This window comes from Massilia rhizosphaerae (assembly GCF_016093545.1).
In the GTDB taxonomy this organism is placed as follows: domain Bacteria; phylum Pseudomonadota; class Gammaproteobacteria; order Burkholderiales; family Burkholderiaceae_D; genus Telluria; species Telluria rhizosphaerae.
The window spans coordinates 12,111-38,183 of record NZ_JADKYX010000007.1; the positions used below are offsets into that span (position 1 = coordinate 12,111).

22 protein-coding genes and 1 pseudogene are annotated in these 26,073 nt (G+C 66.2%); 11 read left to right on the forward strand and 12 right to left on the reverse strand.

What is annotated here, in order from left to right; translation table 11 throughout:
• Positions 1 to 139: 139 nt before the first annotated feature.
• Positions 140 to 757: a hypothetical protein gene (locus tag ISF28_RS12345; protein WP_198117486.1), complete on the forward strand. Its 618-nt coding sequence runs from the start codon at positions 140 to 142 to the stop codon at positions 755 to 757.
• Positions 754 to 1,155 (forward strand): type II toxin-antitoxin system death-on-curing family toxin, encoded by a 402-nt coding sequence (locus ISF28_RS12350; RefSeq protein WP_198117487.1) that lies wholly within the window; start codon positions 754 to 756, stop codon positions 1,153 to 1,155. The genes ISF28_RS12345 and ISF28_RS12350 overlap by 4 nt, the downstream gene beginning before the upstream one ends.
• Before the next feature lie 64 nt (positions 1,156 to 1,219).
• Here the strand turns inward: ISF28_RS12350 and ISF28_RS12355 are convergent, their stop codons facing one another.
• Both ISF28_RS12355 and ISF28_RS12360 read right to left on the reverse strand, forming a co-directional pair.
• Positions 1,220 to 1,426 carry a nucleotidyl transferase AbiEii/AbiGii toxin family protein gene (locus ISF28_RS12355; RefSeq protein WP_198117488.1) on the reverse strand — a complete coding sequence of 69 codons (207 nt, stop codon included), beginning with the start codon at positions 1,424 to 1,426 and terminating at the stop codon, positions 1,220 to 1,222.
• Positions 1,426 to 1,905, reverse strand: a complete 480-nt coding sequence (locus ISF28_RS12360; protein ID WP_198117489.1) for a helix-turn-helix domain-containing protein — start codon at positions 1,903 to 1,905, stop codon at positions 1,426 to 1,428. Before ISF28_RS12360 ends, ISF28_RS12355 begins: the two co-directional genes overlap by 1 nt.
• A 282-nt stretch (positions 1,906 to 2,187) precedes the next feature.
• On the opposite strand from ISF28_RS12360, the gene ISF28_RS12365 reads away from it, so the two are divergent.
• Positions 2,188 to 3,000, forward strand: coding sequence for a hypothetical protein (locus tag ISF28_RS12365; RefSeq protein WP_198117490.1), 813 nt, complete (start codon positions 2,188 to 2,190; stop codon positions 2,998 to 3,000).
• Positions 3,001 to 3,055: 55 nt separating this feature from the next.
• On the opposite strand, the gene ISF28_RS12370 is transcribed toward ISF28_RS12365, so the two are convergent.
• Entirely contained in the window at positions 3,056 to 4,021 is a 966-nt protein-coding gene (locus ISF28_RS12370) for a helix-turn-helix transcriptional regulator (protein WP_198117491.1), read from the reverse strand.
• An 80-nt stretch (positions 4,022 to 4,101) separates the two neighbouring features.
• Here ISF28_RS12370 and ISF28_RS12375 point away from each other — a divergent pair, with 80 nt between their 5' ends.
• From ISF28_RS12375 to ISF28_RS12390, 4 genes are all read left to right on the forward strand, one after another.
• Complete coding sequence (locus ISF28_RS12375; protein WP_198117492.1) at positions 4,102 to 4,836, forward strand: NIPSNAP family protein; 735 nt, start codon at positions 4,102 to 4,104, stop codon at positions 4,834 to 4,836.
• 10 nt (positions 4,837 to 4,846) lie between these two features.
• Positions 4,847 to 5,359 carry a DUF1579 family protein gene (locus ISF28_RS12380; protein ID WP_198117493.1) on the forward strand — a complete coding sequence of 171 codons (513 nt, stop codon included), beginning with the start codon at positions 4,847 to 4,849 and terminating at the stop codon, positions 5,357 to 5,359.
• 259 nt (positions 5,360 to 5,618) lie between these two features.
• On the forward strand, positions 5,619 to 6,935 hold the full coding sequence (locus ISF28_RS31180) for a GGDEF domain-containing protein (protein ID WP_198117494.1): 1,317 nt from the start codon (positions 5,619 to 5,621) through the stop codon (positions 6,933 to 6,935).
• A 94-nt stretch (positions 6,936 to 7,029) separates the two neighbouring features.
• Positions 7,030 to 9,027 (forward strand): alpha/beta hydrolase family protein, encoded by a 1,998-nt coding sequence (locus ISF28_RS12390; protein ID WP_198117495.1) that lies wholly within the window; start codon positions 7,030 to 7,032, stop codon positions 9,025 to 9,027.
• Between the two features lie 44 nt (positions 9,028 to 9,071).
• Here the strand turns inward: ISF28_RS12390 and ISF28_RS12395 are convergent, their stop codons facing one another.
• The 4 genes from ISF28_RS12395 to ISF28_RS12410 all read right to left on the reverse strand — a co-directional run bounded on the left by ISF28_RS12395 (position 9,072) and on the right by ISF28_RS12410 (position 14,143).
• Positions 9,072 to 9,653, reverse strand: coding sequence for a DJ-1/PfpI family protein (locus ISF28_RS12395; RefSeq protein WP_198117496.1), 582 nt, complete (start codon positions 9,651 to 9,653; stop codon positions 9,072 to 9,074).
• A gap of 109 nt (positions 9,654 to 9,762) precedes the next feature.
• Complete coding sequence (locus ISF28_RS12400; RefSeq protein WP_198117497.1) at positions 9,763 to 11,628, reverse strand: putative bifunctional diguanylate cyclase/phosphodiesterase; 1,866 nt, start codon at positions 11,626 to 11,628, stop codon at positions 9,763 to 9,765.
• Positions 11,625 to 12,110 (reverse strand): YfiR family protein, encoded by a 486-nt coding sequence (locus ISF28_RS12405; protein WP_198117498.1) that lies wholly within the window; start codon positions 12,108 to 12,110, stop codon positions 11,625 to 11,627. Before ISF28_RS12405 ends, ISF28_RS12400 begins: the two co-directional genes overlap by 4 nt.
• A 2-nt stretch (positions 12,111 to 12,112) precedes the next feature.
• A complete protein-coding gene (locus ISF28_RS12410; RefSeq protein ID WP_229519046.1) occupies positions 12,113 to 14,143 on the reverse strand; it encodes a TonB-dependent receptor plug domain-containing protein in 2,031 nt (676 codons plus the stop codon).
• 271 nt (positions 14,144 to 14,414) lie between these two features.
• Here ISF28_RS12410 and ISF28_RS12415 point away from each other — a divergent pair, with 271 nt between their 5' ends.
• A complete protein-coding gene (locus tag ISF28_RS12415; RefSeq protein ID WP_229519047.1) occupies positions 14,415 to 14,870 on the forward strand; it encodes a glycine zipper 2TM domain-containing protein in 456 nt (151 codons plus the stop codon).
• 15 nt (positions 14,871 to 14,885) lie between these two features.
• Here ISF28_RS12415 and ISF28_RS12420 read toward each other — a convergent pair whose 3' ends face one another.
• Together ISF28_RS12420 and ISF28_RS12425 are read right to left on the reverse strand one after the other, a co-directional pair.
• Positions 14,886 to 16,166 carry a cytochrome P450 gene (locus tag ISF28_RS12420; protein ID WP_198117500.1) on the reverse strand — a complete coding sequence of 427 codons (1,281 nt, stop codon included), beginning with the start codon at positions 16,164 to 16,166 and terminating at the stop codon, positions 14,886 to 14,888.
• 2 nt (positions 16,167 to 16,168) lie between these two features.
• The gene (locus ISF28_RS12425; RefSeq protein WP_198117501.1) at positions 16,169 to 18,454 is read right to left on the reverse strand and encodes a CHASE domain-containing protein; all 2,286 of its coding nucleotides are present in this window, start codon (positions 18,452 to 18,454) and stop codon (positions 16,169 to 16,171) included.
• A 155-nt stretch (positions 18,455 to 18,609) separates the two neighbouring features.
• On the opposite strand from ISF28_RS12425, the gene ISF28_RS12430 reads away from it, so the two are divergent.
• From ISF28_RS12430 to ISF28_RS12440, 3 genes are all read left to right on the forward strand, one after another.
• A complete protein-coding gene (locus ISF28_RS12430; RefSeq protein ID WP_198117502.1) occupies positions 18,610 to 19,053 on the forward strand; it encodes a cupredoxin domain-containing protein in 444 nt (147 codons plus the stop codon).
• Between the two features lie 53 nt (positions 19,054 to 19,106).
• The gene (locus ISF28_RS12435; RefSeq protein ID WP_198117503.1) at positions 19,107 to 19,724 is read left to right on the forward strand and encodes an LON peptidase substrate-binding domain-containing protein; all 618 of its coding nucleotides are present in this window, start codon (positions 19,107 to 19,109) and stop codon (positions 19,722 to 19,724) included.
• Between the two features lie 222 nt (positions 19,725 to 19,946).
• Positions 19,947 to 21,398 (forward strand): DEAD/DEAH box helicase, encoded by a 1,452-nt coding sequence (locus ISF28_RS12440; protein WP_198117504.1) that lies wholly within the window; start codon positions 19,947 to 19,949, stop codon positions 21,396 to 21,398.
• 39 nt (positions 21,399 to 21,437) lie between these two features.
• Here the strand turns inward: ISF28_RS12440 and ISF28_RS30495 are convergent, their stop codons facing one another.
• The 3 genes and pseudogenes from ISF28_RS30495 to ISF28_RS12450 all read right to left on the reverse strand — a co-directional run bounded on the left by ISF28_RS30495 (position 21,438) and on the right by ISF28_RS12450 (position 26,072).
• The gene (locus ISF28_RS30495; RefSeq protein WP_370663424.1) at positions 21,438 to 22,292 is read right to left on the reverse strand and encodes an ATP-binding protein; all 855 of its coding nucleotides are present in this window, start codon (positions 22,290 to 22,292) and stop codon (positions 21,438 to 21,440) included.
• Positions 22,293 to 22,575: 283 nt separating this feature from the next.
• Positions 22,576 to 23,070 (reverse strand): annotated as a pseudogene (locus ISF28_RS31050) (PAS domain-containing protein); the annotation flags it as partial.
• 101 nt (positions 23,071 to 23,171) lie between these two features.
• Positions 23,172 to 26,072, reverse strand: a complete 2,901-nt coding sequence (locus ISF28_RS12450) for a glycosyltransferase (RefSeq protein ID WP_198117505.1) — start codon at positions 26,070 to 26,072, stop codon at positions 23,172 to 23,174.
• Position 26,073 lies beyond the last annotated feature (1 nt).

Below are 26,073 nucleotides of genomic sequence, written 5' to 3' on the forward strand. Positions count from 1 at the left end.
TCCCTTTGCTCTGATGCCCTATAGTCTAAGTGTGAATTTCACTTGACTTCCACAGAAATCAGTTCGCCGTTTACTAACCATTTTTGCGACGGCAGTTGAGGTAAATATGTTGTCCAAAACAAAGACTCTTCGAATGAAGATGGAACGCGCCAAGCAAAGATCGTTGCTTGAGCAACTGCGTAAAGACACTGATTCCTACTCTGAAGCGATTGCTGCGAGGGAAATAACTGAAGTGTCAAAGGCACAAGCGTTGCTGCGAGAATATGAGCTTGTAACCGCTTTTCAAAAAAAACTCGAAGCGGTTGATCGCATGCAGCGTGATATCGAAAACCTCAAGCGTTTTCAGCCGGACAGTAGCGTTCTGCGGATTGTCCAAGAAATGAATAAGTTCAAAGAAGTTTATGCCAAAATTGAAAAGCTGAACGTGATGCAGGATGTTCGCGAGGCATGGAAGGCGGCTGAGGATGCTAGCTCCTTGAAACGAATGCAGAGCGAAGTTGAGAGATTAAACTCTTTTCAGAGAAATACAGAATTGGCAAATGAATTTCGTCGAGATCTAAAAGAAGTTACGTTGGCCCAGGAGTCACTAAACGCCTTAAAAGATGCATATGGGGTCTCCGCTGCGATTAAGCGGGCCGTGGTTCCTCCGCTTGCGTTGCCACTTACTGATCCGAATAGTTCTCGTCTTGTACAGAATGCCGTTAAGCGGGTAATGACGACACATGCCGATGTGATAAAGGCATTGGCGAATCGATGAGTTCTTCGCTAATGACGCCAGAATTAGTACGTGAAATTCATGATCTTATTCTGTCGACAGAGCCTGGGTTGAAGGGGGACTACGGCGAAGAAAAGCTACTCGGCGCTTTGGCGCGCGTCGATATGACTGTGGAGTACGACAACGTCAATGACGTGTTTGAAATAGCTGCTCTTTACGCATTAGCACTGGCTTGTGGTCATGCTTTTCTTGACGCCAATAAGCGTACTGGACTGGTTACGGCGCTGGCATATTTGGTTATGCAAGGTATCGATATCCCGCTTGAACTTCGATTGGATGACTATATGGTCGACTTGACTGAGCACAAGCTTGACTATCATCAATTTGGTGCGCTGCTGTATACATTTGCGAATCGTGAAGAGCAAGCCCCTTCGCAGTAAGGTCCATATATTCTCAGATTATTGGTGTCTTATGGATGTCGATTGAAGGCGGCGATGCACGCAACTAGCCTAGTCTTGACACATAGTTCAGTGCCTGTGGATCCGGTACAAAAATATCGATATCTTTGCTAAGGCGGTGCTGATACTTGCGCATCAGCACTGTCCCGCCACCGAAGGTCCAATTGAGATGTTTAGTGCCGTGGGCATAGATCTCATCCACCAAGCACAAGGCGTTCTGGAAGAGGCCTTCCCGGGTCTTTTCGTCGGCCATTACCAAACAGTTCTATGGGTGTGAAGCGCCTTTGCCATCGCGGAGACGTGTTTCATGACCGTCTTCGCTGGCGTGTTGGTCTCGATCGAGGCTTCGTGAATTGCACTGACGACCAGTTGCAGGGGCGTTTCGTCCAGCAGCGTCATCACATGCGGCTTGAAGTCGTCAGGAACCGCACCCGACTTCAAAATATTCTTCAGCACGTCGGATGTGAGGATCTTCTTGTAGCTCGTACTCGCCGTCTGTGCGGCCATCTTGAGCGCCGGCGACTTCTTCAACCTCTCCTTGGCGTCAAAGCTCAGGCCGAGGATGCCCAGCAGATGGTTCAGCTTCGTATAGCCCAGATCTTCGAGGGCGCCCCTCTCGAGCTGGTTGACGGTGGTGCGTGACAGGCCTGCCAGCTTCGCCAACTGGGCCTGGCTGAGCCCGATCTCCTTCCGCCTGTCATGGACGTGCATGCCGACTTCGCGAAGTTGCATGATCTCAATCTTAAAAACTGTTCAATAGACTGAACATGTTATCGCCGACCCAGAGATATCTTCAAGTCCTGGGAAAGCGACGAATAGTGATCTTGAAAGCCGTCTGGAAGTGTTCTCAGTCCTTATAGGCTGACTCACTCAGCGGAGCCCGGTCCGCCTCGCGGGCCGCCAACCACGCCAACGGTATATTAAACACGTCACTTGATTTACGTCAATATTTCCTTGTTTACATATTAATTCTCATTGAGCAAAATTTAGTTCCCCAACTCCCCAATTAGCGCCATGGATACCGCAATTTGTACAGAAGATGGACTTACATACACTGCAGTGGAGTTTTCACGACTCGATCCGCTGCAATTGGAGCGCAAGCGACGGCATTTGATCTGTGAAGAATGCGGTTTAGCAGCATTCTTCAGGAAACCGTCGCGTAGCGGACGAGGTGCATGTTTCGGTGCACGTCCACATCGTGAAGGTTGCAACCTCGCCGCTACCGACAATGAGATCAGAGTGCCCGGCACGGGAGATGATCAGGATGAAGCTTTTAATCCCGGAGATAGAATTATTGTTGAGCTCACGTTCGGTGGCCAAGACGGTGAGGTTCACTTAGATCGCGATGAGCGTGGCCCGAGGCGCCCACGTGGCGGAAGACATATTGGTGAAGGGGGACCGCACGCGGCGCAAATGCATCGGCGCCTCAGCACATTGCTTCGATTGCTTGTCACCGCTCCTAACTTTCGCTATTCCGATCAGATCATCGCAGTTACCAATCAACCCGAACTTCCGGCTCGAGATTTTTTTGTTCACTTGAGTGATGTGACACCTCTACATATCGGCCAATTTAGAGGTTTCTGGGGTCAATTGACGGATGCTCGGGAAGGCGCCGACGGCGTATTGTGGCTGAATAGCGGAGGACGTGCTGAAATGAGCTTTTGTTTGCCACCCGAACATAGACCCGAGGTAATGCAGCGGTTTCGGCTAGAAGAAGAGGAAGACTTTTCCGGTAGCTATATTTTGGTGCTCGGCACTTTGCACGTTTCCCGAAATAATAAGAAGTTTTGCGTTATTGATGACCCCGCTGTCATCGCCTTGCGCTGAGTACTTATGTGAAACTGGGGCGTCGACATCAATGCTCCCAGTTTGTTCGTGGCCGTCAGCAGCCATACAACGCCGCCACCCGCTTCAGCCGCAACACCATCGCCTTCCTGAGCCTGCCCGGCCCCGTCACCTCCACCTCCGGCGCCAGCCGCAACAACTGCCCGGCCCCGTGCTCGACCGACTCGACGGGAATCCGTAGCGCCACCCGCCCATCGCGCCGGCGCGACGGCTTCGCTCCCGCAACGGCACGCGCAGCCGCGGCGTTCAGGTAACGCAGGTCCTTGAGCCCAACCGGCGTCGCCAGCACGTCCGCATGATCCGTGTACAGATCCGCCTCGAAGCGCGCGACGGATTGACCCCAATATGAAGCCAGGTCAAACCGCGCCGGCCGCCGTGCGCGCGGCTCCAGCAGCGCGGCGCGCTTGATATTCGAGATCCGATAGGTGCGCGGCTTGCCGTCCGACGCGGCGACGAGATACCAGACCCCCGCCTTCAGCACCAGCCCCAGCGGATGCACGACCCGCTCGGCCTCGTCGCGCCAGCTCTCGTAGGACATGCTCAGCTGCCTGTCCGACCAGACCGCGTCGGCGACGACCGTCAGGTGCGGCACCGCGTCCGGTTCGCGATACCAGTCGACCGGGTCGAGGTGGAAGCGCGACTGGATCTTCTGCGCTTCCGTGCGCGACGATTCCGGCAACGACGTCAGCAGCTTGAGCTGGGCGCCCTGCAGCGGCTTGTCGAGGCCGAGGTCGGCTGCGGGGCCGGCCAGGCCGCTGAGGAACACGACTTGCGCTTCGGAGGGCGTCAGCCCCGTCAGCCGCGTGTTCCAGCCGTCGAGCAGGCGGAAGCCGCCCGCGCGTCCCCGTTCGGCATAGATCGGCACGCCGGCGGCGGTGAGCTGGTCGATGTCGCGATGCAGGGTGCGCACCGAGATCTCCAGTGCTTCGGCCAGGGCGGCGGCGCTCATGGGACCGCGCGTCTCGAGCATCATTTGGATGGAAAGCAGGCGGCTGGCGCGCATGATCGGGCGAAATATATGACATCAGATGGCAGATATTCTATTCGATACTGCATGGCATCGAGATCAAACCGGAGACCACCATGTCGAATCAACCTCTGCCGCCGCACCACCCCCAGGTCGTCGAGCTGCGCCGATACACGCTGCATCCGGGGCGGCGCGACGCGCTGATCGACTTGTTCGACAGGGAATTCGTCGAGTCCCAGGAGGCGGAAGGCATGAGCGTGATGGGGCAGTTCCGCGATCTGGACGATCCGGACCGCTTCGTCTGGCTGCGCGGCTTTGCCGACATGGCGGCGCGCGCACATGGATTGCAAGGCTTTTACGGCGGTCCGGTATGGGCGGCCCATCGCGATGCGGCGAACGCGACCATGATCGATTCCGACGATGTCCTGCTGTTGCGCCCGGCGTGGGATGGTGCCGGTCTCGCGCACGATCCCGCGCGCCGGGCGGAGCCCGGGGCCTGCGCGGTGCCGCCGGGTGCGGTCGACGTGACCGTGTTCAGCCTGAAAGATGCCGCTGGCCCGGCGCTGCTCGACTTCTGCCGCGCGCGCATGGTGCCGGTGCTGCGGCGGGGCGGTGCGCTGGCGCAGGGTTGGTATGTCACCGAACCCGGTCCGAACAATTTTCCGCGGCTGCCCGTGCGCGAAGGAGAAAGCGTGCTCGTCGGCGTGGCCGTGTTCGAGGATCCTGCCGTCCACGACGTCCTCCAGGAGGACTGGCAACGCGACGTGGCGCCGGCATTGTCGCAGTGGCTCGCACAGCCGCCGCATTCCATGAAACTGATGCCGACAGCCCGCTCGGCCATCCATGCATAAGGAGCACACCATGAACGAACATATCCTCGACGGCCGGTCCGATTTCGATTTCCTCGTCGGCGACTGGACAGTCCGCCATCGGCGTCTCAAGGAACGCCTCGCCGGATGCACCGAATGGGAGGAATTTCGCGGGACGTGTTCCCTGCGGCCGTTGCTGGACGGCCAGGCGAACGTGGACGACAACGTGTTGGAAATGGCGTCGGGAACCTATCGCGCGGCATCCATCCGCGCCTACGATCCGGTGACGAAGCAATGGTCCATCTGGTGGCTCGATAGCCGCCGCCCGCATGACCTCGGCGCCCCGGTCGTCGGCGCGTTCAAGGACGGCACCGGCACCTTTTTCGCCGACGACGTCTGCGACGGCCAACCCATCCGCGTGCGCTTCCTCTGGACGGACATCACCCCCGTGAGCGCGCGCTGGCAGCAGGCGTTTTCAAGGGACGGCGGCGCGACGTGGGAAACCAACTGGATCATGGAGTTCGAACGCAGCGAGGATTCTTCACACCGACCTGCTCGCACATAGCCAGCACGGGCCACGCCAATGACGAATGGTCGCTTGTCCATGCGCGGCCCCTCCGTCATTTGCTGGCAGAACAGCAATAGACTACGCGATGCCGCACGGCGGAATGATTCTTCCCGCAATACCAAAAGACAACAAACTGATACAAAGTGTGATAGTTGGCTTGCCCGCCCCGAATTGGTGAGGTATCTTGCTACTCAACAAGGAAAATTTGTTTAGGTCAACTATGTCGGCGTCTTCAGCAGAATCTTCGCTCCAGCCTGTGGTCCGGCTCCTGGGCTATGCCCGCTATGTATTTGGCGGCTTGCTGGTCGTGACCATCGCTTTGCTCGTCTGGCAGCATTTCGGCATGGAGAAAGTGGTTGAGTTGGCCGGCAATCATTATCCTGTGAAACTCGAGGACGACCGCAGCGAAGGCGGCGCGTCCCAGGGGCGGCTCGAGCGGAAGGGGCAGGATCTCGTCATACATTGCCACATCGTCAAGAAGGCCAGTTGGCCATATTGCAAGCTGGACTTCGATTTCCTCAAGGGCGCGAAGGGCGTCGACATGTCGCGCTTCGAGAACATCGTCATTGAGGCGCACTACGAGGGGCCGGGCGTTCCGAAATTCGGTCTCGCCGTGTCCGAGGTGGAAGACGGCTTTACCCGGCTCGACCAATGGCAAACCTACAAGATCGAGCAGGTTGAATCACTCGGATTGCCGTCCAGTGGCCGTGTGCTGGTCCCGCTGGATTGGTTCAGCGTGGCGCAATGGTGGAAGGACATGGCCAAGCCGCCGGTCGAGCACGCGGCCGTCAATCTCGATAATATCGTGTACGCTAACCTGGCATTCAATTTTGGCGGGGTCGAAGGCGAGCACGTGTTCACCATACACAGCCTGCGCCTGCACGGCAAGTTGATCAATCGGGCGGACTTGCTGATGGGGCTGGTGGCCCTGTGGGTGCTGTGCACGGTCGGCTGGCTGGCGATCCTGACGTTGTCGTTGCGCACGCAGCTTCAGGAGAGCAAGGCGGCCATCGCACTGCTCAGGGAGGTCAACAAGGCGCTCGAGCTCGAGGCGCGCGACCTGGCCGGCCAGGCGCACATCGATCCGCTCACGGGCGTGCTGAACCGGCAGGGCTTGCGCGCGGCGCTGATGAGCACGTCAAGCCTGCTGAGCGAGCCGATGGCCGTGATCTTCATCGACATCGACCACTTCAAGTCCATCAACGATACGCACGGCCATGGCGTGGGCGACGACGTCCTGCGCAAATTCGCCAACGTCATCGCGTCCGGCATCCGCTCGTCCGACCGGCTCGTGCGCTGGGGCGGCGAGGAATTCCTGATCGTCTGCCCGATGACCAATGTGTATCAGGGACGGATCCTGGCGGACAACCTGCGCCACGCGCTGCACCAGCATGCGTGGCCGGCGGATCTGCGCGTGACGGCATCGTTCGGCGTCGCACAGCATCACCAGCAGGACGAGGTCGGCGTCGTCATCAAGCATGCCGACGAGGCACTGTATCGCGCCAAGCAGACCGGCCGCGACCGCGTGTGTGCCCACAATCCGGAAGACGTGATCGCTGCTGCTGCGGCTTGATATCGCCATTATCTTTACGCAAATCAAAGATTTCGTATTGACAAGAGTTGTTTCTGGGGCAACTATAGGCGATTGTTAATCTGCAATTGTCGCCATGAACCGACTGTCAACCCTTCTGCTATCCTTGCTCGCGGCGTTGCCGCTCCCGGCCGCGCATGCCGGCGTCCAGCCTGTCGAGCGTCCTTCCGTCGAGAGCTTTTTCCGTCACCCCGACGTCGGCTTCGTGAGGCTGTCGCCGAGCGGGCGCTATGTCGCGCTCCTCAACCGCCTGGACGGCGGCCACCAGGCGCTGGTGGTGCGCGAAACGGCGGACCCGACAAAGGTCAACACCGTCGCGACGTTCGAAAGCGCGCGACTGCAGGATCTCGAATGGGTCAACGACGACCGGCTGACCCTCACGTTGAAGGATGTGCGAATCGAATTCGAAGGCAACTACGACCAGTTCGCCGTCGACCGCGACGGTACGCACCTGACGCACCTGATCTCGGGGAACTGGAACCACGAACAGCAAACCCTGGGCACGCTGATCAAGGACCGGGTGCTGACGGCCGATTACATCTTCGAGGGCGTGACCCATGACGGTTCCGACGACATCGTCGTTGGCAAGCTCAGCTGGAACAACGTCGATCTGCAACCGCAGTCCGTCCATCCTTTTCGCCTGAACACGCGCACGCGCGTCCTGACCGACATGGTGGTGGGCCCGCAGCCGGAACATGTGCGGTGGTGGTTGCTCGATGCGTCCGACCGGCCGCGCTTGGCCGTGACCGAGGGCAAGGGCCGGTGCGTCGTCTATTACCGCGCCGAGGCCGCCGGACCGTGGGACGAGATCAGCAATCGGGACTGCCTCGAGGATGACGCGTTCCGGCCGCTGATGTTCGACGACCGCAACACGCTGTACGTGCGTGCCGGCTACAAGGAACGCACGGCCCTGTTCGCGTTCGACCTGGCCAAGAAAACGCTGGACAAGCAACCGTTCGTGGATATCGACGGTTTCGATTTCGATGGCGATCTGGAACGGGACTATGGTTCCAAGAAAATCCTCGGGGTACGTTTCCAGGCCGACGCCGCCTCCACGGTCTGGCTCGATCCGACCATGAAGGCAATCCAGAAAAAAGTCGACGCGTTGTTGCCGGGCACGATCAATCGTGTCTCGTGCCCGCGGGACTGTCGTAATCCGCCCGCCGTCGTCATCACCGCCGAGTCCGATCGAATGCCGCCGGCCTATTTCCTGTACACGCCGTCAGATGGGCATATCGTCGGATTTGGCAGCAGCCATCCGGACATCCAGCCCAAGCAGATGGGCAAGCGCGACTTCTTCCACTATGCCGCGCGCGACGGCCTGCAGATCCCCATCTACGTGACCACGCCGCCGGGCAAGGCCGACGGGCCGCGTCCGGCGATCGTGCTCGTGCATGGCGGCCCTTATGTGCGCGGCGGATCGTGGGAATGGGATGCGGAGGCGCAGTTCCTGGCGTCGCGCGGCTATGTCGTGCTGCAGCCGGAATTCCGCGGCAGCACGGGCTTCGGCAGCAAGCTGTTCCGCGCCGGCTGGCAGCAATGGGGCCGGACGATGCAGGACGACCTGGCCGACGCCGCCGCCTGGGCGGTCAAGCAGGGCTGGGCCGATCCCAAGCGGATCGGCATCATGGGCGCGAGCTACGGCGGCTACGCGACGTTGATGGGTCTCGTGCGCAATCCGGACATCTTTCGCGCCGGCGTGGAGTGGGCCGGCGTGACCGACATCGGACTGCTGTTCACCGCCGTGGAGAGCGACGCTTCCGAGGATCTGCGCCGGTACGGCCTGAAGACGCTGATCGGCGACCCGCTCAAGGATCCGGCCGCCTTCGCCGCCGTGTCGCCGCTGGAGCAGGCCGGCCGCATCCACCAGCCGCTGCTGATGGCGCATGGCGCCCAGGACCGCCGCGTGCCCATCGTCCACGCGGCGAAGATGCACGACGCCATCCAGGCCAAGAACGCCAACGTCGAATACGTTGTCTATCCGGAGGAAGGCCACGGCTGGCGCCACGAAGAGGACAGCATCGACTTCTGGAAGCGCGTCGAGGCCTTCCTCGACAAGAACCTGGCGCATTGAGGCCCACCGGGCCCGCATTGAGGCCCACCGGGCCTCAATGCCCCTTACAGGGCGATCTCGGTGCCGAGCCGCTTGAGGAATTGCGCGATCCATTGCGGATGCGCGGGCCAGGCCGGTGCGGTGACGAGGTTGCCGTCCGTGACGGCCGCGTCGACCGGGATGTCGGCGTATTCGCCGCCGGCCAGGCGGACCTCGGGCGCGCAGGCGGGGTAGGCGGATACGCGCTTGCCGCGGATGACGTCGGCGGCCGCCAGCAACTGGGCACCGTGGCAGACGGCGGCGATCGGCTTGCCGGCGTGGGCGAAGCCGCGCACCAGCGCGATTACTTGAGGATCCAGGCGCAGGTACTCGGGGGCGCGGCCGCCCGCGATGACCAGGGCGTCGTAGTCGTCGGCGTCCGCCTCCGCAAAATCGGCGTTCAGCGCGAACTGGTGGCCGGGCTTTTCCGTGTAGGTCTGGTCGCCTTCGAAATCGTGGATCGCGGTCTTGACCTTGTCGCCCTTCTTCTTGCCGGGACAGACGGCGTGCACGGTGTGCCCCACCGCCTGCAGCGCCTGGAACGGCACCATGGTTTCGTAATCTTCCGCAAAATCGCCGGTCAACAACAGGATTTTTTTCGCTGCCATCGTGGGTTCTCCTTCAAGGGTTCCGTGGACTTGCCTCGACAAGATACCATCGACGCACGGGCCCCGTAAGGCTTGATGTTCGGCATGGTTTGTTGCCGGACCAGCCGTCTCAGGCCGCCGGCACCCGCTCCTCGAGCATGCGCGCGCGCAGCGCGGTCAGCGGCAGCGGGCGCGCCAGCAGATAGCCCTGCACGTAGTCGCAGCCGGCCTGGCGCAGCCACTCGAACTGCTCGGTTTCTTCGACGCCCTCGGCCACCACCGTCAGGTTGAAACCGTGCGCGAGGGCGATCACGGCGCCGGCGATCGTCGTGCCGGACGTCGGCAGCAGGCGCACGAAGCTGCGGTCGATCTTGAGGTGGTTGATCGGGAAGGACTGCAGGTAGGCGAGCGACGAGTAGCCGGTGCCGAAGTCGTCGATCGACAGGCGCACGCCCAGCGCACGCACGTTGTGCATGAACTCGACGGCCAGGTCCAGGTCTTCCATCAGCATGCTCTCGGTGAGCTCCAGCTCCAGGCGCTCCGGCAGCATGCCCGTCGCCGCCAGCGTGTGCTCGACGACGCGGATGAAATCCTTGTCGCGCAGCTGGCGCGCCGAGACGTTCACGGCCATGCTGAGCCACGTGCCGGTCTGGCGGTACAGGGCGACGGCGTCCAGGCAGGCCCGCTCCAGCACCCATTTGCCGATGTCGACGATCAGGCCGCTCTCCTCGGCCACGGGGATGAATTCGGCCGGCGAGATATAGCCCTGTTCGGGATGCGGCCAGCGCAGCAGCGCTTCCACGCCGACCATCTTGCGCGTGCCGCAGGCGTATTGCGGCTGGTAGCACAGTTCCAGCAGGCCCGCCTCGAGGTGGCGGCGCAGGTCGCGGTCCAGGCGCGCGCGCCGCTGCGTGGCGAGGATCATCTCGCGCTCGAACACGGCCACGGTGTCGCGGCCGTTGGCTTTGGCGCGGTACAGGGCGGCGTCGGCGTTGCTGAGCAATTCGCTCATCGTGTGCGCGTCGTCCGGGAACACGCAGGCGCCGACGCTCGCGGTGGGCGTCACTTCCAGGCCCTCGATCTGCATCGGCTGGCGCAGGCCGGCGACGATGCGCCGGCCCACGCGTTCCAGTTCGGCCGGATCGTCGAGCGGCGCGACGATGACGGCGAATTCGTCGCCGCCGATGCGGCCGATGCGGTCGCTGGGGCGGGCCGTCGCGCGCAGCACGCTGGCGACCTGGCGCAGCAGGCGGTCGCCGGCCGCGTGGCCGGCCGTGTCGTTGACGACCTTGAAGTTGTCCAGGTCGATCAGCAGGAGCCCGATGCGGCTGCCCGACTCGGTGCGCATGGCGATTTCAAGCTCCAGCGCCTCGTAGGTGCAGCGGCGGTTCGGCAGGCTCGTGACCGTGTCGGTATAGGCCAGGTGCTTCAGCTGGGATTCGGCGCGGTGCATGCGGGCCTTGGTGCGGCGCGTGAGCAGCGACGTCGTCACCAGCGCGCCCAGCGAGGCCAGCGCCAGCAGGGCGCCGTAGCGCAGCAGGCCGTTGCGGATGCCGACCGTGTCGGCCGTGAGCACGACCCGGCCCAGCGTCATGCCGCGGTAGCGGATCGGCCGCACCACCGACAGCGGCGCGAACAGCGTCCAGTCGCGCAGCAGCGGCGGCGTCTCGACGACGGCGCCGTTGCGGTAGGCGGCGAATTCGACGTCCTGGCGGTCGTACACCGTGGCGGCGGCCAGGAACGAGGAGTGGCGGAACGAGCGCAGCATCTCGTGCGCCGCGTCCTGGTCGTGGAACATCAGCGTGGCCGCCACGTTGTCGGCGATGATCGCGGCCTGCACCGCGAGGTCGTCGGTGAGGCTGCGGCGCAGGGCGACGAACTGGTAGGCGAGCAGGATGCAGCAGGCGACGCCGAGCGCGGCGGCCGCGGCCAGCAATTGGCCCACGCCGAGCATGCGGCTCAGTTCTCCCGGACGCCGTGCCGTCGTCGGTCTCATAGCACGTTCCTCGCGAGGCGCAGCAGGTGGGAGGAAATGCGCAGGCCGCACCTGGCCGCTTCCTGCGTGTCGATGTCGAAGCGGATGTGCTCGTCGTCCTCGACGAGGGTGATCGCGGCGTTGCCGCCGGCGCCGTCGCGCACGACGAGCACGCCGGCAGTCGCGGCCGGGTGCTGCGCGCCGCGCGCCAGCACGGCGATGTCGCAGTGCGGGGCCTTGGGATGCGCGATGTCCGTCATGGTCCAGAGGCGGCCGTTGACGGGCTTGCCGTTCAGGGCGTGCAGGCCGGGCCACAGCGGATTGTCGGGGCTCGCGCACACGACGAGCGGCGCTTTCGCATTCGCGTCCGGCCACGTCGTGAACAGGGCGAAGTTGAAGATGTACGCCGCCTTCAAGTCCTTGCCGTCGACCTGGGCGAGGCACACGTCTGCCGCCAGCCCCAGGGTCGAGGCGATCGCGAGGAAGGCCAGGGCGCGCACCATCGTCAGAACCGCCAGTCCAGTTTCGCGGCCAGCGTGCGGCCCTCGCGCGCGAGCGTCGGCTGGACGAAGGCGGGGCCGCCCACGTCGGCGTAGCGCCGGTCGAAGGCGTTGTACGCGCTCAGCGACAGCTCCGCGCGCGGCAGCAGCCGCAGCGCGGACAAGGTGACGTTGGCCACGCAATAGCCGCCCGCCGCGCCCTGGTCGGCCAGGCGCTTGCCGCTGCACAGCAGTTCGGCGCCGACGCGGCCGCCGCGCCAGCCCAGCGGCGCGGTGAGGTTGGCCTTGGCCAGGTGGCGCGGCGAATCGATCAGCGGGACGCCGTCCGTGCCGCGGGCGAGCTGCCACGAATAGCTGGCGCGCAGGCGCACGGGGCCGAAGTCGCGGTCGAGCGCCGCTTCGAGGCCGCGGGCGTTGGCCTGGTCGATGTTGCGGAAGATGAGCAGGCCGCTGGCCGCGTCGACCTGCTGGCTGATCAAGTCATCCACGCGATAGCGGAACAGCGACAGCGTCGCATGCCCGCCGCCCGCGAGCGTGTGTTCCAGCACCAGCTCGCGCGTTGTCACGCGTTCCCGGCGCAGGTTGGGATTGGGGATCTGGCCGTCGCTGCCCGGCAGCGCGTAGTACATCTCGTAGGCGTTCGGCGTGCGGAAAGCGCTGCCTGCGATCAGCTTGACGGTGTCGGCGGACGTCGCCTTGTAGACGACGGCCACGCGCGGGCTGAAGCGATGCGTGTCCGGGGACTCGTGGTTGTCGAAGCGCACGCCGGCGTTGACGAGGAAGCCGGCCGGCAGCTGGATCTCGTCTTCCACGAACACGGCCTGGCGCGTGGCGCTGCGGCGGTCGTCCAGCAGGCGCGCGTAAGGTTGCGCGTCGTAGTTGTACTGGTCGCGGCGTGCGTCGTTGCCCAGCTCGGCGCCGAGCACGATCTTCTGGTGCGGCAGGTTCGTCAGCGTGGCGTTCAGGCTCGCGCCGTACCAGCGCGCATGGGCGCCGTCGATGTTCAGGCGCGGCAGGCCGGCGTCGTCCGGATACCAGCCCGTGCCGACGTAATCGGCCTGGCCCGATTGCAGCTGGGCCGCCAGCGCCAGCGCGGGCGCGACCCGGGCGTTCCACGTCAGGCCGATGCTCGTCTGGGTGTCGCGCGTGCGGTCGGGCGCGCCGAACACGGCGCCGAACGAACCGGTCGGGACGCCCTTGGTGCGGGCCACGTGGCTGGCCGACAGCGTCACGCCGCCAAAGCTGCCCTTGACGAGGAAGTTCTGCGCGCGGTCCCAGTCGAGGCGGCGGGCGACGCCGTGGTGGGTGTCGGGCGTGTCGGGCGTGTCAAATTCCGGAAAATACAGGTCGCGGCCCGTGCGGTTGAAGGCGCTCGCCGACAGCAGCAGGTCGGCGCCGTTCTGGCCGTGCCACCCGTAGCTCGTGCGGGCCCTGCGCTCGCCCTGGGTGCCGCCGGTGAGCGACCCCTGCAGGCCGGACAGGCCGCTGCCGTCGCGGGTGACGACGTTGATCACGCCGAACAGGGCGTTCGAGCCATACACGGCCGACCCGGGGCCGGGCACGAATTCGATGCGCTTGACCATGTCCATGTCGAGCAGGCCTTCGGTGCCGATGAGGGCCTGGTCGTACACCGCGTCGTTGACGCGCACGCCGTCGACCAGCAGCAGGAAGCGGCTGTTGTAGTCGCCCGGACGGAGGAAGCCGCGCGCGCCCAGGTAGGCGTAGTTGCGGTCGTTCGTCACGTACAGGCCGGGCAGCGTGGCCAGCGCGTCGGCCAGCGTGCGCCAGCCGAAGTCGCGGATGTCCGCAGCCGTGAGCACCACCACCGACGACGGCGCGTCGCTGATCGGCTGGGCGAATTTCGAGGCGGTCGTCACCACCCGCATCTGCATCAGGTCCTCGAGCGGAATGGTGCTCAGCGTGCGGATGGCGGCGCCGTCGGCCGCGTCCGTGCCGGCCTGCGCCGCGCTGGCACAGTGCAGCAGGACGGCGCAGACGATGACGGGCAGGGCACGCGGCAAGAAACGTTTGGACATGGGATGACGAAGGCCGCCGGTAACGGCCCGTCTCTTATAAATTATTTCAAATTATCACTTATCAATACTATAGAGAAACTTTTGGGCGCTGACACCAAAAGTTGCATCAAAAAGACAGAATTGTATATTTATGAACCCGTATCATTCCATACCGCACCAAAAGTGAGCAGTTACACTCGCTTGCAATTGATACTGTTTCTCGCTTTCAAGTCTGACGCATGGCCGTTACTCTGTACACATGTTTGTTACAACGATATCGAAGGGGAATACCATGCAACGCACTTCCATTCGCGCCACCGTCCATGCCGTCCTGGCTGCCGCCATTCTCGCCACCGGCGTCGCGCCGTTCGCGGCCCAGGCCGCGCCGGATCACCATCCGCGCGCCCAAGCGGAATGCCGCAACTGCGGCACGGTCGTGTCGAACCATACGTACAAGCGTGAACCGGCGCGCGCCAGCGGCGTCGGTGGCGTGGGCGGCGCCGTCGTCGGCGGCCTGCTGGGCAACCAGATCGGCAGCGGCCGTGGCCGCACCCTCGCCACGGTGGCCGGCGCGGTGGGCGGCGCGTATGCCGGCAACCGCATCGAACGCAATATCAAGGCCGAGACCTATACGGACGTGCGCGTGCGGATGGCGACCGGCGGCTACCGCACCTTCACGGAAAAGGGCGCGCCGCGGTTCCGCAACGGCGAACACGTGCGCGTGCTGGACGGGCGCCTGGTGCGCTGATCGGCCGTCGCCGTTTCAGGCCGGCCGCACGTTCGCGATGACGAACCCGCTGGCCGGCAAGGTCGGCATGCGGCGCAGGCCGACCGTCAAGTCCTGCGGCGGCACGTCGTAGGCGATGTCTTCCACGAACAGCTGCAGCGCCGATCTCACCAGGTCGGCCGTGACGGATTCGCCCGGGCAGCGGTGGCCCGAATACGGATCGCCGCCGCCGTGCGGCACGTAGTCGAAGCCGCTGCTCTCGCGGCGTTCGAAGCGCTCCGGCCGGAACACCTCCGGGTCGCCCCACAATGCCGGGTGGTGGTTCGTGCCGTACAGGTCGAACAGCACCCACGTTCCCTTGTCCACGTGCAGTCCATGCCAGTCGAAGGCGTGCAGGGCGCGGCCGCCCATCGCCGGGATGAACGGATAGAAGCGGCGCACTTCCTGCACGAACCAGGCGGCGTAGTCGTCGTCGCGGGCGGCGATGCGCGCGCGGCAGTGCGGATGTTCGTGCAGCGCCAGCAGCGCGAAGGCGATGTAGCGCGCCACAGCCACCGTCGGGCGCAGCAGGTTGATGAGTTCCACGGCCGCGTGCTTGCGGTGCATGAGTTCCCCGTCTGCGTCGCGGTGGCGCGCGACCACGTTCAGCGGGCTGTCGAACGGCGGCTGGATCTGCCCGGCGCGCACGGCGTCGACGAGGGCGCGGGCCCAGTATTCGGTGCGGGTGCGCACGAGCAGGGCGCGCCAGTTGCGCGGGCCGGCCGAACCGGCGCCCGCGATCATCTGCGCGAATTCCCGCGTGCGCTGGGCCGCTTCGTCCGCATTGACGGGAATGCCGGCCCAGCGGCACACGGCGCGGCACAGCACTTCCTGCGCGGCCGCGTGCACGACCACCTCCGGCCGCGACGGCCAGCGCGCGAACTGCGTGCGCCATTCCGCCGCCGCCAGGCCCACGAGGCGCTGCCGTTCCAGGGGCCCGAACAGCGACATGAACATGGCCTTGCGCTTGCGGTGCGCGGCGCCGTCCAGCGCCGTCACGCTGCCGAAGTCCTGCAGCAGGGCCAGCGTCGGCGCCGGCAGCGCGTGGCGGCGCGTGAAGCGGCCGGGCTGGTAGAACATGCGCGCCGCGTCCTCGCCGCGCACGCACAGCGCGCGGCGCAGCATCAGCCGGGCCGTGAACATGTCGCCGCCGAGGGCCGCGTAACGCCGCGGCATGAAGTCGTAGCCTTCCGCGAGGAAGGCGAGGGACAGGTCGAAACCGGGCGCGCGCGGTGCGGCGTCGATGGCCTCGACGGGGCGGCGGGGCGGGGCGGCCATGGTCAGTGCGGCACCGGCAGGAAGACCGGGTCGGGCGTGTCCTGGCGGGCGCGCGGCAGGTAGATCGTGACGGTCGTGCCCGCGCCCGGCTTGCTCGCCAGCCGGATATGGCCGCCGCTCTGCTTGACGAAGCCGTGCGCCATCGACAGGCCGAGGCCCGTGCCCTTGCCTTCCGGCTTGGTCGTGAAGAACGGTTCGAAGGCGCGTTCCATCACGTCGGGCGGCATGCCGGTGCCGGTGTCGCCGACGGCGACGGTGACGAATTTGCCGGGACGGATGCCGGAATACGCCAGCTCGTCGGCCGCTTCGATCGTGACGTTGGCAAGCGCGATGGTGACGCTGCCGCCGCCCTCCATCGCGTCGCGCGCATTGATCACGAGGTTCAGCAGCACGTTTTCCAGCTGGTTCGGATCGACGAGGACGTTCCACAGGTCGGGCGGGATGACCATGCGGATCGCGACGCTGTCGCCGGCCGCGCGGTGCAGCAGGGTGTCCATGCGTTCGATGAGCTGGGCCAGGTTGACGACGCTCGGATGCAGCGGCTGGCGGCGCGCGAAGGCGAGCAGCTGGGCGGCCAGCTTCTTGCCCCGCTCCACGGCGTCGAGGATGTTCAGCAGGCGCTTGCGGCCGTTGTCGTCGCTGCGCAGCATCAGCTGGACGTTGGCGCTGATGATGTGCAGGATGTTGTTGAAATCGTGCGCCACGCCGCCCGTCAGCTTGCCCACGGCCTCCAGCTTCTGGGAGCGCAGCAGCGCCGCCCGCGCTTCCTCCAGCCGCTGCTGGCGCTGATGCTCGCGTTCGGCCGCTTCCTTGCGCGGGCGGATGTCGCGCACGAACGCCGTCACGCCGTAGCCCTGCTTCGTCGCGAGCGGCGTGATCGCGATCTCCACCGGAATCTCGTGGCCGTCGTGCGTGAGCGCCGTCGCCTCCGTGGGACCCGTCAGCATCGGACAGGCGCCGTCGCGCGCGAACTGCGCCAGGCAGCCGCGCCACTCGTCGCGCCGCGGCGCCGGGACCAGGAGCTCGAGCACGTCGCGCCCGACGGCCTCGCCCTCGTTCCAGCCGAACAGCTGGCAGGCCCGCAGGTTCCAGTCCGTGATGCGGCCGTCCGGGGCGATGGCGATGAAGGCGTCGTACGCGGTCTGCAGGATCAGGCGCACGCGTTCGCCCTCGGCGTCGATGCGGTCGCGCGAGGTGCGCAGTTCGACCGTCATGCCCTGCGCCAGCTGCAGCGCGCGGCGGCGTTCGGAGGCCAGCAGCCAGACGACCAGCGCCAGCAGCAGGCCGAGGCCGATGCCCGTCAGCGCGATCGCGACCGTCGCGCGGCGGTCGCGCGCCGCCTCGAAGGCCGGCGCCGAATGCAGGACGATGGTCCAGGATCGTCCGGCGTTGTCGACCGTCGTCTGGTAGCTCAGCAGGGGACGGCGGCTGCCGGCCGCGGCGCCGGGCGAGCGATACAGCAGGGCGTCGGCGGTGGGCGCCAGGCCGTCGTAGATCTCGACCTGCAGGTCGCCCGCGTGCTCGCCGCCCAGTCCCCGCATCAGGTCGTTCATGCGGAACGGCGCATACACCCAGCCGACGATGGCCGCGCGGCGGGCCGCGACCGTGTCGTGCGCCATGCCGGCGCGGTACACCGGCACGTACATCAGGAAGCCAGCCTGGTCGTCGCGCCGGCCCTCCTGCACGAGCACCACCTTGCCGGTGGCGACGGCGTGCCCGGTGTCGCGCGCCGCCGCCATTGCCGCGCGCCGCACCGGTTCGCTGAACATGTCGTAGCCGAAGGCGCGCAGGTTACGGCCCGAAAAGGGTTCGATGCGGGTGATCGACGTGATGACCGGACGCGTCCCCGGCGGCTTGATCGCGTAGTCGCGGAAGCCTTCGGCGCGCATGGCGGCCACGTGCGCGTCCAGCCGTCCGGGCGGGACGATCGTGGCGATGCCCAGTGCTTCGATGCCGGGGAAGCGGTCGTTCAGGTGCAGCAGGGCGTAGTAATCGGCGAATTCGGCGCGGCCGACGTCGACCGAGCCGCGCAGGAAACCGCAGGTGGCGAGCAGCACTTCCTCGTAGACGTCCAGGCGCCGGTCGATGCCGGCGGCGAGGTCGCGCGCCCGGAAATTGAAATTGCCGGCCAGTTCGCCGGCCGCCGTCCGCTGGGCGTTGCCGGCGACCATATAAGTCACGATCAGCGCGGCGAGGAACGCGAGCGCGGCCAGGAGGAAGGGGAGGTGGGCGGGGCTGCGCGGTGAGTTGCGGTTGGATGGCGTGGGCGATGGGTCTGGATGCGGCATGAAGCTGTACGCGACAGGGCGGTGGTGGTCGGGATCCGTTGCCGGCAGGGCAAGCGCGCCGTCCCGCATAGGATACGCATGGTTGGACGGGGCGGGCGCACAACAGGCCGGCACGCGCCGTGCTCCGGCTACAATGAGCGTTTTATGCCATGCTCATGCATTCCCGATTTTCCGCCGACACCCTGTTGCACCGCGTGCGCTGGGGCGCCGCGCTGGCCCTGGTCGCGTTCGCGCTGTGGGCCGCGCTCGCGCCGCTGCGCTATCCGACGCGCGAACGGATCTTCGTGTTCCCGCGCGGCGCCGGCGCGGTGCCGGCCGAGGTGCGCCTGACGCTGGGCGTGCGCGACGTCCTGCTGCTGCGCAACCGCGACGCCGTGCCGCACGTGTTCGGCCAGGTGCTCGTGCTGCCGGGCCACGTGTTCCGCCTGCCGTTCGAACGGCCCGGCGACTATGTGCTGGCCTGCGACGTGGCGCCGGGCCATGCCGTCACGGTGCGGGTCGAGGATCATCCGGACCCCGGATGGACGCGTCTGCTCTGGCGTCTGCGCGTCCTGGCCGAGGCCGTACGCACGTTGCCGATCGAGGGACCGGGGGACTGAAGACGGGTGCAATCGTGCTCCGTCCCGCGCGGCGAATCTGTCATCATGCGCGCATGGCCACGATCACGTTACCCCTGTTCCCGCTGAGCACGGTCCTGTTCCCGGACGGCGTGCTGCCGCTACAGATTTTCGAGGTGCGCTATCTCGACATGATCAGCCATTGCCTGACGGAGGACGAGCCGTTCGGCGTCGTGCTGCTCACCCACGGCCAGGAAGTGCGCACCCCGCAGGGGCAGGAAAAGTTCGCGGCCGCGGGCACGCTGGCGTCCGTGCAGGACACGACGGCGTCCACGCCGGGCCTGCTGCAGGTGGTGTGCCGCGGCGGCGCGCGCTTCAACGTGCTGGACAGCGACCGCCGCACGAACGGCCTGTGGATGGCCGAGGCCGAACTGCTGGAAGAGGACCACGTCGTGCGCATCCCGTCCGACCTCAAGGGCGCGGCCGACGCGCTCGACCGCGTGCTGGCGTCGCTGCACGACGTGCCGCAGAGCCGCTGGCCCGTGCAGCCGCCGTTCCGCCTGGACGATTGCGGCTGGGTGGCCAACCGCTGGTGCGAATTGCTGCCGCTGCCCAATCAGCAGAAACAGAGCATGCTCATGCTGGACAATCCGCTGATCCGGCTGGAGCTGCTGCACGATGTGCTCGATGAGCACGGGCTCATTACCTCTTGAATGACAATATTGTAATTTACCCCCAAAAACGCGGATTTCATATACAGGGGGTAGGATTTGAGGTAACCTTGAGCGCGATTTTGACTCTCTACGTCCAGCCAAAGCCGCCGCTCCCGGCCAAGCCGCGCGAGGCGCGTCCCGTCACCCCGGTTTTCCCGCGTTGGCCCTGCCAGGGCAGCAGCCTGGCCGTAGAACGCAACGATTCATTGCCCGAAAGAAAAAATGTCTGAAACACCGACCACCATTGAAGCTGGCGGCGCACCGACCGTGCGCTTCGCCGATTTCGGCCTGGCGCCAGAGATCCAGCGTGCGCTGTCGGACCAGGGCTATGTGCACCCGACCCCGATCCAGGCCCAGGCGATCCCCATCGTCCTGCAGGGCCGCGACGTCATGGGCGCGGCCCAGACCGGCACCGGCAAGACGGCGAGCTTCTCGCTGCCGATCATCCAGTTGCTGCTCCCGCACGCCAACACGAGCATGTCGCCCGCGCGCCATGCCGTGCGCGCCCTCGTGCTGACGCCGACGCGCGAACTGGCGATCCAGGTCGCCGAGAACGTGAAGGCCTACGCCCAGCACACGCCGCTGCGCTCCACCGTCGTCTTCGGCGGCATGGACATGAAGCCGCAGACCGAGGTCCTGCGCCGCGGCGTCGAGATCGTCATCGCCACGCCGGGCCGCCTGCTCGACCACGTGGAGCAGAAGAATATCAGCCTGGGCCAGGTCCAGATGCTCGTGATGGACGAGGCCGACCGCATGCTCGACATGGGCTTCCTGCCCGACCTGCAGCGCATCATCAACCTGCTGCCGAAGAAGCGCCAGAACCTGATGTTCTCGGCCACGTTCTCGCCCGAGATCAAGAAGCTGGCGGCCAGTTTCCTGAACGAGCCGCTCCTGATCGAAGTCGCGCGCAGCAATGCCACCAACACCGCCATCACCCAGGTGCTGTACAAGGTCGACGAGGAGCAGAAGCGCAACGTCGTCGAGCACCTGATCCGCGCGCGCGACCTGAAGCAGGTGCTCGTGTTCTCGAACACCAAGATCGGCGCCTCGCGTCTCGCGCGCTACCTCGAGCAGGCCGGCATCAAGGCGTCCGCCATCCACGGCGACAAGACCCAGCAGGAACGCATCGCCGCGCTGGACGCCTTCAAGAATGGCGAGATCGACGTGCTCGTCGCGACCGACGTCGCGGCGCGCGGCCTCGACATCACCGACCTGCCGTGCGTGATCAACTACGATCTGCCGTACAACGCCGAGGACTACGTGCACCGCATCGGCCGCACGGGCCGCGCCGGCGCCACCGGCGATGCGCTGTCCGTGTACTCCGACAAGGACGAGCGCCTGCTGGTCGACATCGAGAAACTGATCAAGCAGACCATCACGCGCGGCGAGCTGACCGGCTTCGCGCCGGCGCGCGGCTTCGACCGCGCCGAGCGCGGCGCCGACCGCCGCGGCGGCCGCCGCGAATCGGACAGCCCGCGCGCCGAGCGCCCGGAGCGCACGGAACGCGCCCCGCGCAGCATGGGCGCGCCGCGCCGCGAGAAGATCGATCCGTGGTTCCTCAAGCCTTACGAACCCGCTGCCGCCCCGCGCAAGGAAACGACGGCCGCGCCGTCCGCGTCGGGCAAGCCGAAGCCCAAGCTGGCGGCGCTGCTGGGCGGATTGCCGAAGTCGTAGGGCGATTGATGCCGGGGGCATCAATCGAATCCGCGCACCCTACGCCCCCAGCGCCGCCTCCACCTGCGCCAGCAGCTCGTCATGCTTGTACGGCTTGGCGAGAACGTTCAGCCGCCGCGCCTGGTCCTGCCGCGGCAATTCGTCCATATACCCCGTCGTGACGAGCACGGGCAGCCGCGGGCGCAGCCGGCGGGCCTCGTCGGCGAGCTGCAGGCCGTTCATCCCGCCCGGCATGATCGCGTCCGTGAACAGCAGGTCGACCCGCGCGCCCTGGCGCAGCAGGGCCAGCGCCTGTTCGCCGCTGGCGGCCGCCAGCACCGCGTAGCCGGCCATGCCCAGCACGCTCTCGGCCAGTTCGCGCACGTCGTCGTTGTCCTCGACGACGAGCACGCAGGGCTTGCTGGCCGCCGTGCCGTCCGCGCCCGGCGCCGCCGCCGCCTCATGGTCCGGGCCATTGCCGCCGGCGCCGTGCTGGCCGTTGTCGACGATGGGGAAGATCATGCGCACCGTCGTGCCTTCGCCGGGCCTGCTGTCGATTTCCAGGCGCCCCTGCGATTGCTGCACGAAGCCGTGCACCATGGCCAGGCCGAGGCCCGTGCCCGGGCCCTTGGTCGTGAAGAAGGGCTCGGTCGCGCGGCGCAGGACGTCGGGCGGCATGCCGATGCCGCGGTCGATCACGCACAGGATGACGCGGCCGTCGCCGCGCGCGATCGACGTCGCGACCGTCACCTCGCCGCCGTCCGGCAGCGCGTCGCGCGCGTTGATCAACACGTTCAGCAGGGCCATCTCCAGGTGCGTCGGGTCGAGGTGGCACAGCGGCAGGCCGGGACGCAGGTCGAGGCGCAGGTCGACCTTGTCGCCCAGCGTGCGCACCAGCATCTCGGAAAATTCCACGACGAGGTTGTTGATGTTGACGGGCCTGGGTTCCAGCCGCTGCTTGCGCGCGAAGGTCAGCAGCTGCTGGGTGAGCCTGCCGGCGCGCCATGTCCGGCTGGTCCAGGGCGATCAGGGCGACTTCCAGGTTGCCGTTGATGACCTGCAGCAGGTTGTTGAAGTCGTGCGCCATGCCGGCCGTCAGCTGGCCGATCGCCTCCATCTTCTGCGCCTGCAGATGCGATTCCTGGCTCAGGCGGCGTTCCGAGATGTCCATCTGCGACGCGAAGAAGTACAGCAGCTGGCCGTCCTGGTCGAAGATCGGGCCGATGAACAGGGCGTTCCAGAACGGGGTGCCGTCGGCCTTGTAGTTCAGGATGTCGACGGCGACGGCGCGCTGCTCGGCGATGGCACGGCGCACTTCGTCCACCGTGCGGCGGTCCGTCTGCGGCCCCTGCAGGAAGCGGCAGTTGCGGCCGACGACGTCGTCTTCCTTGTACAGCGTGAGATCGAGGAAGGCGCCGTTGCAGAACACGATCGGGTTGTCCGGCCGGCGCGGGTCGGTGACGGTCATCGGCATGCGCGTCATTTCGACGGCGGCAAAGAAGATGTTGCCGCGGTCGTCCAGGCCGTCGCGCTTGATGTAGCTGGCCTGCCAGTGGTTGACGCCCGGGTTGCCCATCGGTTCGTAGGCGTTGCCCTCGATTTCGCCGGCCGCGGGCACGCCGAAGCTCTGGCCGCCGCCTTGCTCCTCCATGCCCTGATTGCGGGCGTCTTTCGTGTCGGGTCCCATCACCATCGTGCAATCCTTTCGCTCCAGCCTTTGGCGCTCGATGGGAAAATTGTAGGGCGCGCGGTCGCCGCACACTGTTCGCGACCGCACTGATGCCGTTGGCCGGCTCAGGCGTCCGTACCGGGCAGCGTGCGATACCACGCACCGCCGATGACCGTATCGACCACCTGGCGCGCGCTGCGGTCCCACGTCAGCCACGGCATGCCGGTGGAGGGCGGCGCCTTACCGTCGCGCCAAAGCAGCAGCCAATCCTCGATGGCGCGCGCCAGGTCGGCCGGATCCAGACCGTCGAAGTAATACGCATGCTCCCCCGCGACTTCGCGGAACACGGGCAGGCTGCGCGCGACGATGGGGATGCCGTGCTGCGCCGCCTCGATCAGCGGCAGGCCGAAGCCTTCGCCTTCGGACGCGGCCAGCAGCGCCGACGAACCGGCATACAGTTTCAGCAGCATCTCGTCCGAGATCCCGGCCAGCCAGAACATCCGCCGCTGCTTTTCCGGGTGATCCGCGAGGCGCGCGGCCAGTTGCTCGACCATCCAGCCTTCCTTGCCGACGATGACGAGGTTCGCGTCCACGCCCCGTTCCCACAATTGCTCGAACGCGGCCAGCGCCTGGGCCTGGCCCTTGCGCGGCTCCACCGTTCCGACCATCAGGAAGCTGGGACGCGCGGCGAGCGCGTCCAGCACCACGTGCGCGTCCGGCGGCATGCCGGTGCTCGGGGCGCTCGCGTCGATGTCGGCGCCCAGGTGGAACCACCCCAGTTGCAGCGGCTGGCGCCGGCGCAGGCCTTGTTCCTCGTACCAGGTCACCAGTTCGTCGGCCACGGCGCGCGAGATGCAGATCACGCCGTCGGCCACCGCGTGCACGGTGCGCAGGAAGTCGCCGAAGTATTGATCCGTCCCGAACGGGAACACGTCCGGGCGCAGCATCGGCAGCAGGTCGTACATGACGAAGTGGATGTGGACGCCGCGATCCGACATCGATCGCAGCAACGCCTCGTTCTGCGACGTACCGTTCGTGAACAGGTCCAGGCCGAGGAACACGTCGCCGGGACGCAGGTCGACGGGCGCGTCTTCCAGCGTGAGGTCGGTCGTGCCGGTCAGGCCGAGCGCGAACTTGCGCGCGTAGCGGTAGGCGTGGCCGCCGCCGTGGGAAAACACGGGCTCGATGCGAAAGCCCGGCGGAGGATCGCCCAGCATCGCCAGCAGGACGCTGCGCACGACGCGCTGGATGCCCGTCTTGAGGTCCGACTGCACGAGGGCCGACACGTCGACCAGCAGCTGGCGCGGCGCGACGGGCGCGCGGTTGAACGCGATGGCGGCGGCGAGCGGCGCCAGTTCGCTGTCCGGGCACACGGGCGCGCACGCGCGCACGACCTGGCGGTACAGCGCATGCCTGCCGTGGTGCGTGAAATGTTCGATGGCCTCGACATACATCCGTCCGACGTGCGCCGGCGCGTGCTCGGCGTCCATGTGGGCGAGGGCGCGCGCGCCGAGTTGCGCGCGCGCGTCGGCGTCGCCGTGCAGGCGCGCCAGCGCGCCGGCCAGTTCGGGCACCGTGAAATCGTCGCGCAGCTTGACCAGCAGGGCGTCGTCGATGGATGCCGTCGAGCCGTGCGCGTTGACGATGGTCGGCAGGGCGTACAGCAGGCAGTCGAGCACGGAGGCCGACGTCTCGCCGCGCGTCGACGTGCGCAGCTGCACGGCGCAGTCGGCGGCGGCCAGGTAGTCCGCATAGGTGGCCGCGTCGACGAAGCCCGTGATGCGGATGCGGTCACTGGCCGCGCCGGCGCCCGCCTTGCGCAGCAGTTCGCCGCCGTACGGGCCCGGGTCGTTCTCGCCGACGAACACCAGCTTGCAGTGCGCATCGCGCGCGAGCGGCGAGGCGAGGAAGGCGTCCAGCAATTCCTCGTTCAGCTTGGTGCGGCCCAGCATGCCGAACGTGCACACGACGTAATCGTCTTGGGCGAGGCCCAGGCGCGCGCGGGCTTGCGCGCGCGCGTCCGGCCCGATGCTGCCTTCCGGCCGGCCGCGCAGGAGAGGAATCGTGCGCCAGTGCTCGGCGGCCTGCTCGCCGTACCACGCCGTGGCGAGGGTCCTGGAAAAATCCGAGTGCACGATCACGCCGGCCGCCGCATCCAGCACGTCCTTGTTGACGGGGTATTTCCAGATCGCGGGATTGCGGCCGTTCTTCGCGTGGTCGAGCAGGCCGGAAAAGCCGTGCGATGCGTACAGCGCCTGCATGAAGGCCTGCGGCAGATAGGCTTCGCGTTCCAGGTTGTCCAGCACGCCCGAGAAGAAGAAGTCGTGCAGCACGACGATGCCCGGCACGTCGCGGATCAATTCGAACATGTGCTGGTGCGCGTGCGAATTGCCGAAGTGGTAAAGGACGCGGTCGAACAGGTGCGCGTGCTCGCGCAGCCAGGCGGGGCTGCGTTGCGGGAAGTCCGCCACGCGCGCGTCGGCGACGTTCGGCTGGTCGACGACGAGGTCGATCTCGTAATGCCGCGCCAGTTCCGGCAGCAGTTCCGCGCTGTAGTCGGCGATGCCCGATTTGACGGGCGGCAGCGGCGAGACGTAGGCCAGCCGGGGACGGTCCGCCGGCGCCGGCGCCGGGGCAGGCGCGGGTTCGGCCGCGCTGGCGGCGATGCGCGTCCACAGCGCGCCGGCGTTCTCGGTGCCGGGCGCGGACACGACGTGCGCGAACGGCGCGCCGGGCAGGGCGCGGGCGCGGCCGGCCCGGGCCAGCGTCACGACGACGTCGGCCGCGAGGCCGGCGAAGGCGTGGATGCGCACCGCCGCCGCGTAGCGCGGATTGCTTGGCAACTCGAACACGCGCAGGCGCTCGCCGAATGCGGCGCGCAGCGTTTCCACCGCCACGTGCGAGCGGTTGGAGACGGCGAGACGGATCTCGTGGCCGTCGGCCAGGCGCACCAGGTCCTGGGCGAGCAGCAGGGCCGCGGACTCGATGCGGTCGGCGCTGTCGTCGAAGTCGATCACGATACGCATG

Bases quoted from the DNA above. Each gene is read 5' to 3' on its own strand.
- ISF28_RS12450 (WP_198117505.1), bottom strand. From the start codon at position 26,072: ATGCGTATCGTGATCGACTTCGACGACAGCGCCGACCGCATCGAGTCC.
- ISF28_RS12430 (WP_198117502.1), top strand. From the start codon at position 18,610: ATGCATTCCCGATTTTCCGCCGACACCCTGTTGCACCGCGTGCGCTGG.
- ISF28_RS12380 (WP_198117493.1), top strand. From the start codon at position 4,847: ATGAACGAACATATCCTCGACGGCCGGTCCGATTTCGATTTCCTCGTC.
- ISF28_RS12440 (WP_198117504.1), top strand. From the start codon at position 19,947: ATGTCTGAAACACCGACCACCATTGAAGCTGGCGGCGCACCGACCGTG.
- ISF28_RS12405 (WP_198117498.1), bottom strand. From the start codon at position 12,110: ATGGTGCGCGCCCTGGCCTTCCTCGCGATCGCCTCGACCCTGGGGCTG.
- ISF28_RS12390 (WP_198117495.1), top strand. From the start codon at position 7,030: ATGAACCGACTGTCAACCCTTCTGCTATCCTTGCTCGCGGCGTTGCCG.
- ISF28_RS12420 (WP_198117500.1), bottom strand. From the start codon at position 16,166: ATGGCCGCCCCGCCCCGCCGCCCCGTCGAGGCCATCGACGCCGCACCG.
- ISF28_RS12400 (WP_198117497.1), bottom strand. From the start codon at position 11,628: ATGAGACCGACGACGGCACGGCGTCCGGGAGAACTGAGCCGCATGCTC.
- ISF28_RS12360 (WP_198117489.1), bottom strand. From the start codon at position 1,905: ATGCAACTTCGCGAAGTCGGCATGCACGTCCATGACAGGCGGAAGGAG.
- ISF28_RS12375 (WP_198117492.1), top strand. From the start codon at position 4,102: ATGTCGAATCAACCTCTGCCGCCGCACCACCCCCAGGTCGTCGAGCTG.
- ISF28_RS12425 (WP_198117501.1), bottom strand. From the start codon at position 18,454: ATGCCGCATCCAGACCCATCGCCCACGCCATCCAACCGCAACTCACCG.
- ISF28_RS12345 (WP_198117486.1), top strand. From the start codon at position 140: ATGGAACGCGCCAAGCAAAGATCGTTGCTTGAGCAACTGCGTAAAGAC.
- ISF28_RS12350 (WP_198117487.1), top strand. From the start codon at position 754: ATGAGTTCTTCGCTAATGACGCCAGAATTAGTACGTGAAATTCATGAT.
- ISF28_RS12435 (WP_198117503.1), top strand. From the start codon at position 19,107: ATGGCCACGATCACGTTACCCCTGTTCCCGCTGAGCACGGTCCTGTTC.
- ISF28_RS12395 (WP_198117496.1), bottom strand. From the start codon at position 9,653: ATGGCAGCGAAAAAAATCCTGTTGTTGACCGGCGATTTTGCGGAAGAT.
- ISF28_RS12415 (WP_229519047.1), top strand. From the start codon at position 14,415: ATGCAACGCACTTCCATTCGCGCCACCGTCCATGCCGTCCTGGCTGCC.
- ISF28_RS12365 (WP_198117490.1), top strand. From the start codon at position 2,188: ATGGATACCGCAATTTGTACAGAAGATGGACTTACATACACTGCAGTG.
- ISF28_RS12355 (WP_198117488.1), bottom strand. From the start codon at position 1,426: ATGGCCGACGAAAAGACCCGGGAAGGCCTCTTCCAGAACGCCTTGTGC.
- ISF28_RS12410 (WP_229519046.1), bottom strand. From the start codon at position 14,143: ATGTCCAAACGTTTCTTGCCGCGTGCCCTGCCCGTCATCGTCTGCGCC.
- ISF28_RS12370 (WP_198117491.1), bottom strand. From the start codon at position 4,021: ATGCGCGCCAGCCGCCTGCTTTCCATCCAAATGATGCTCGAGACGCGC.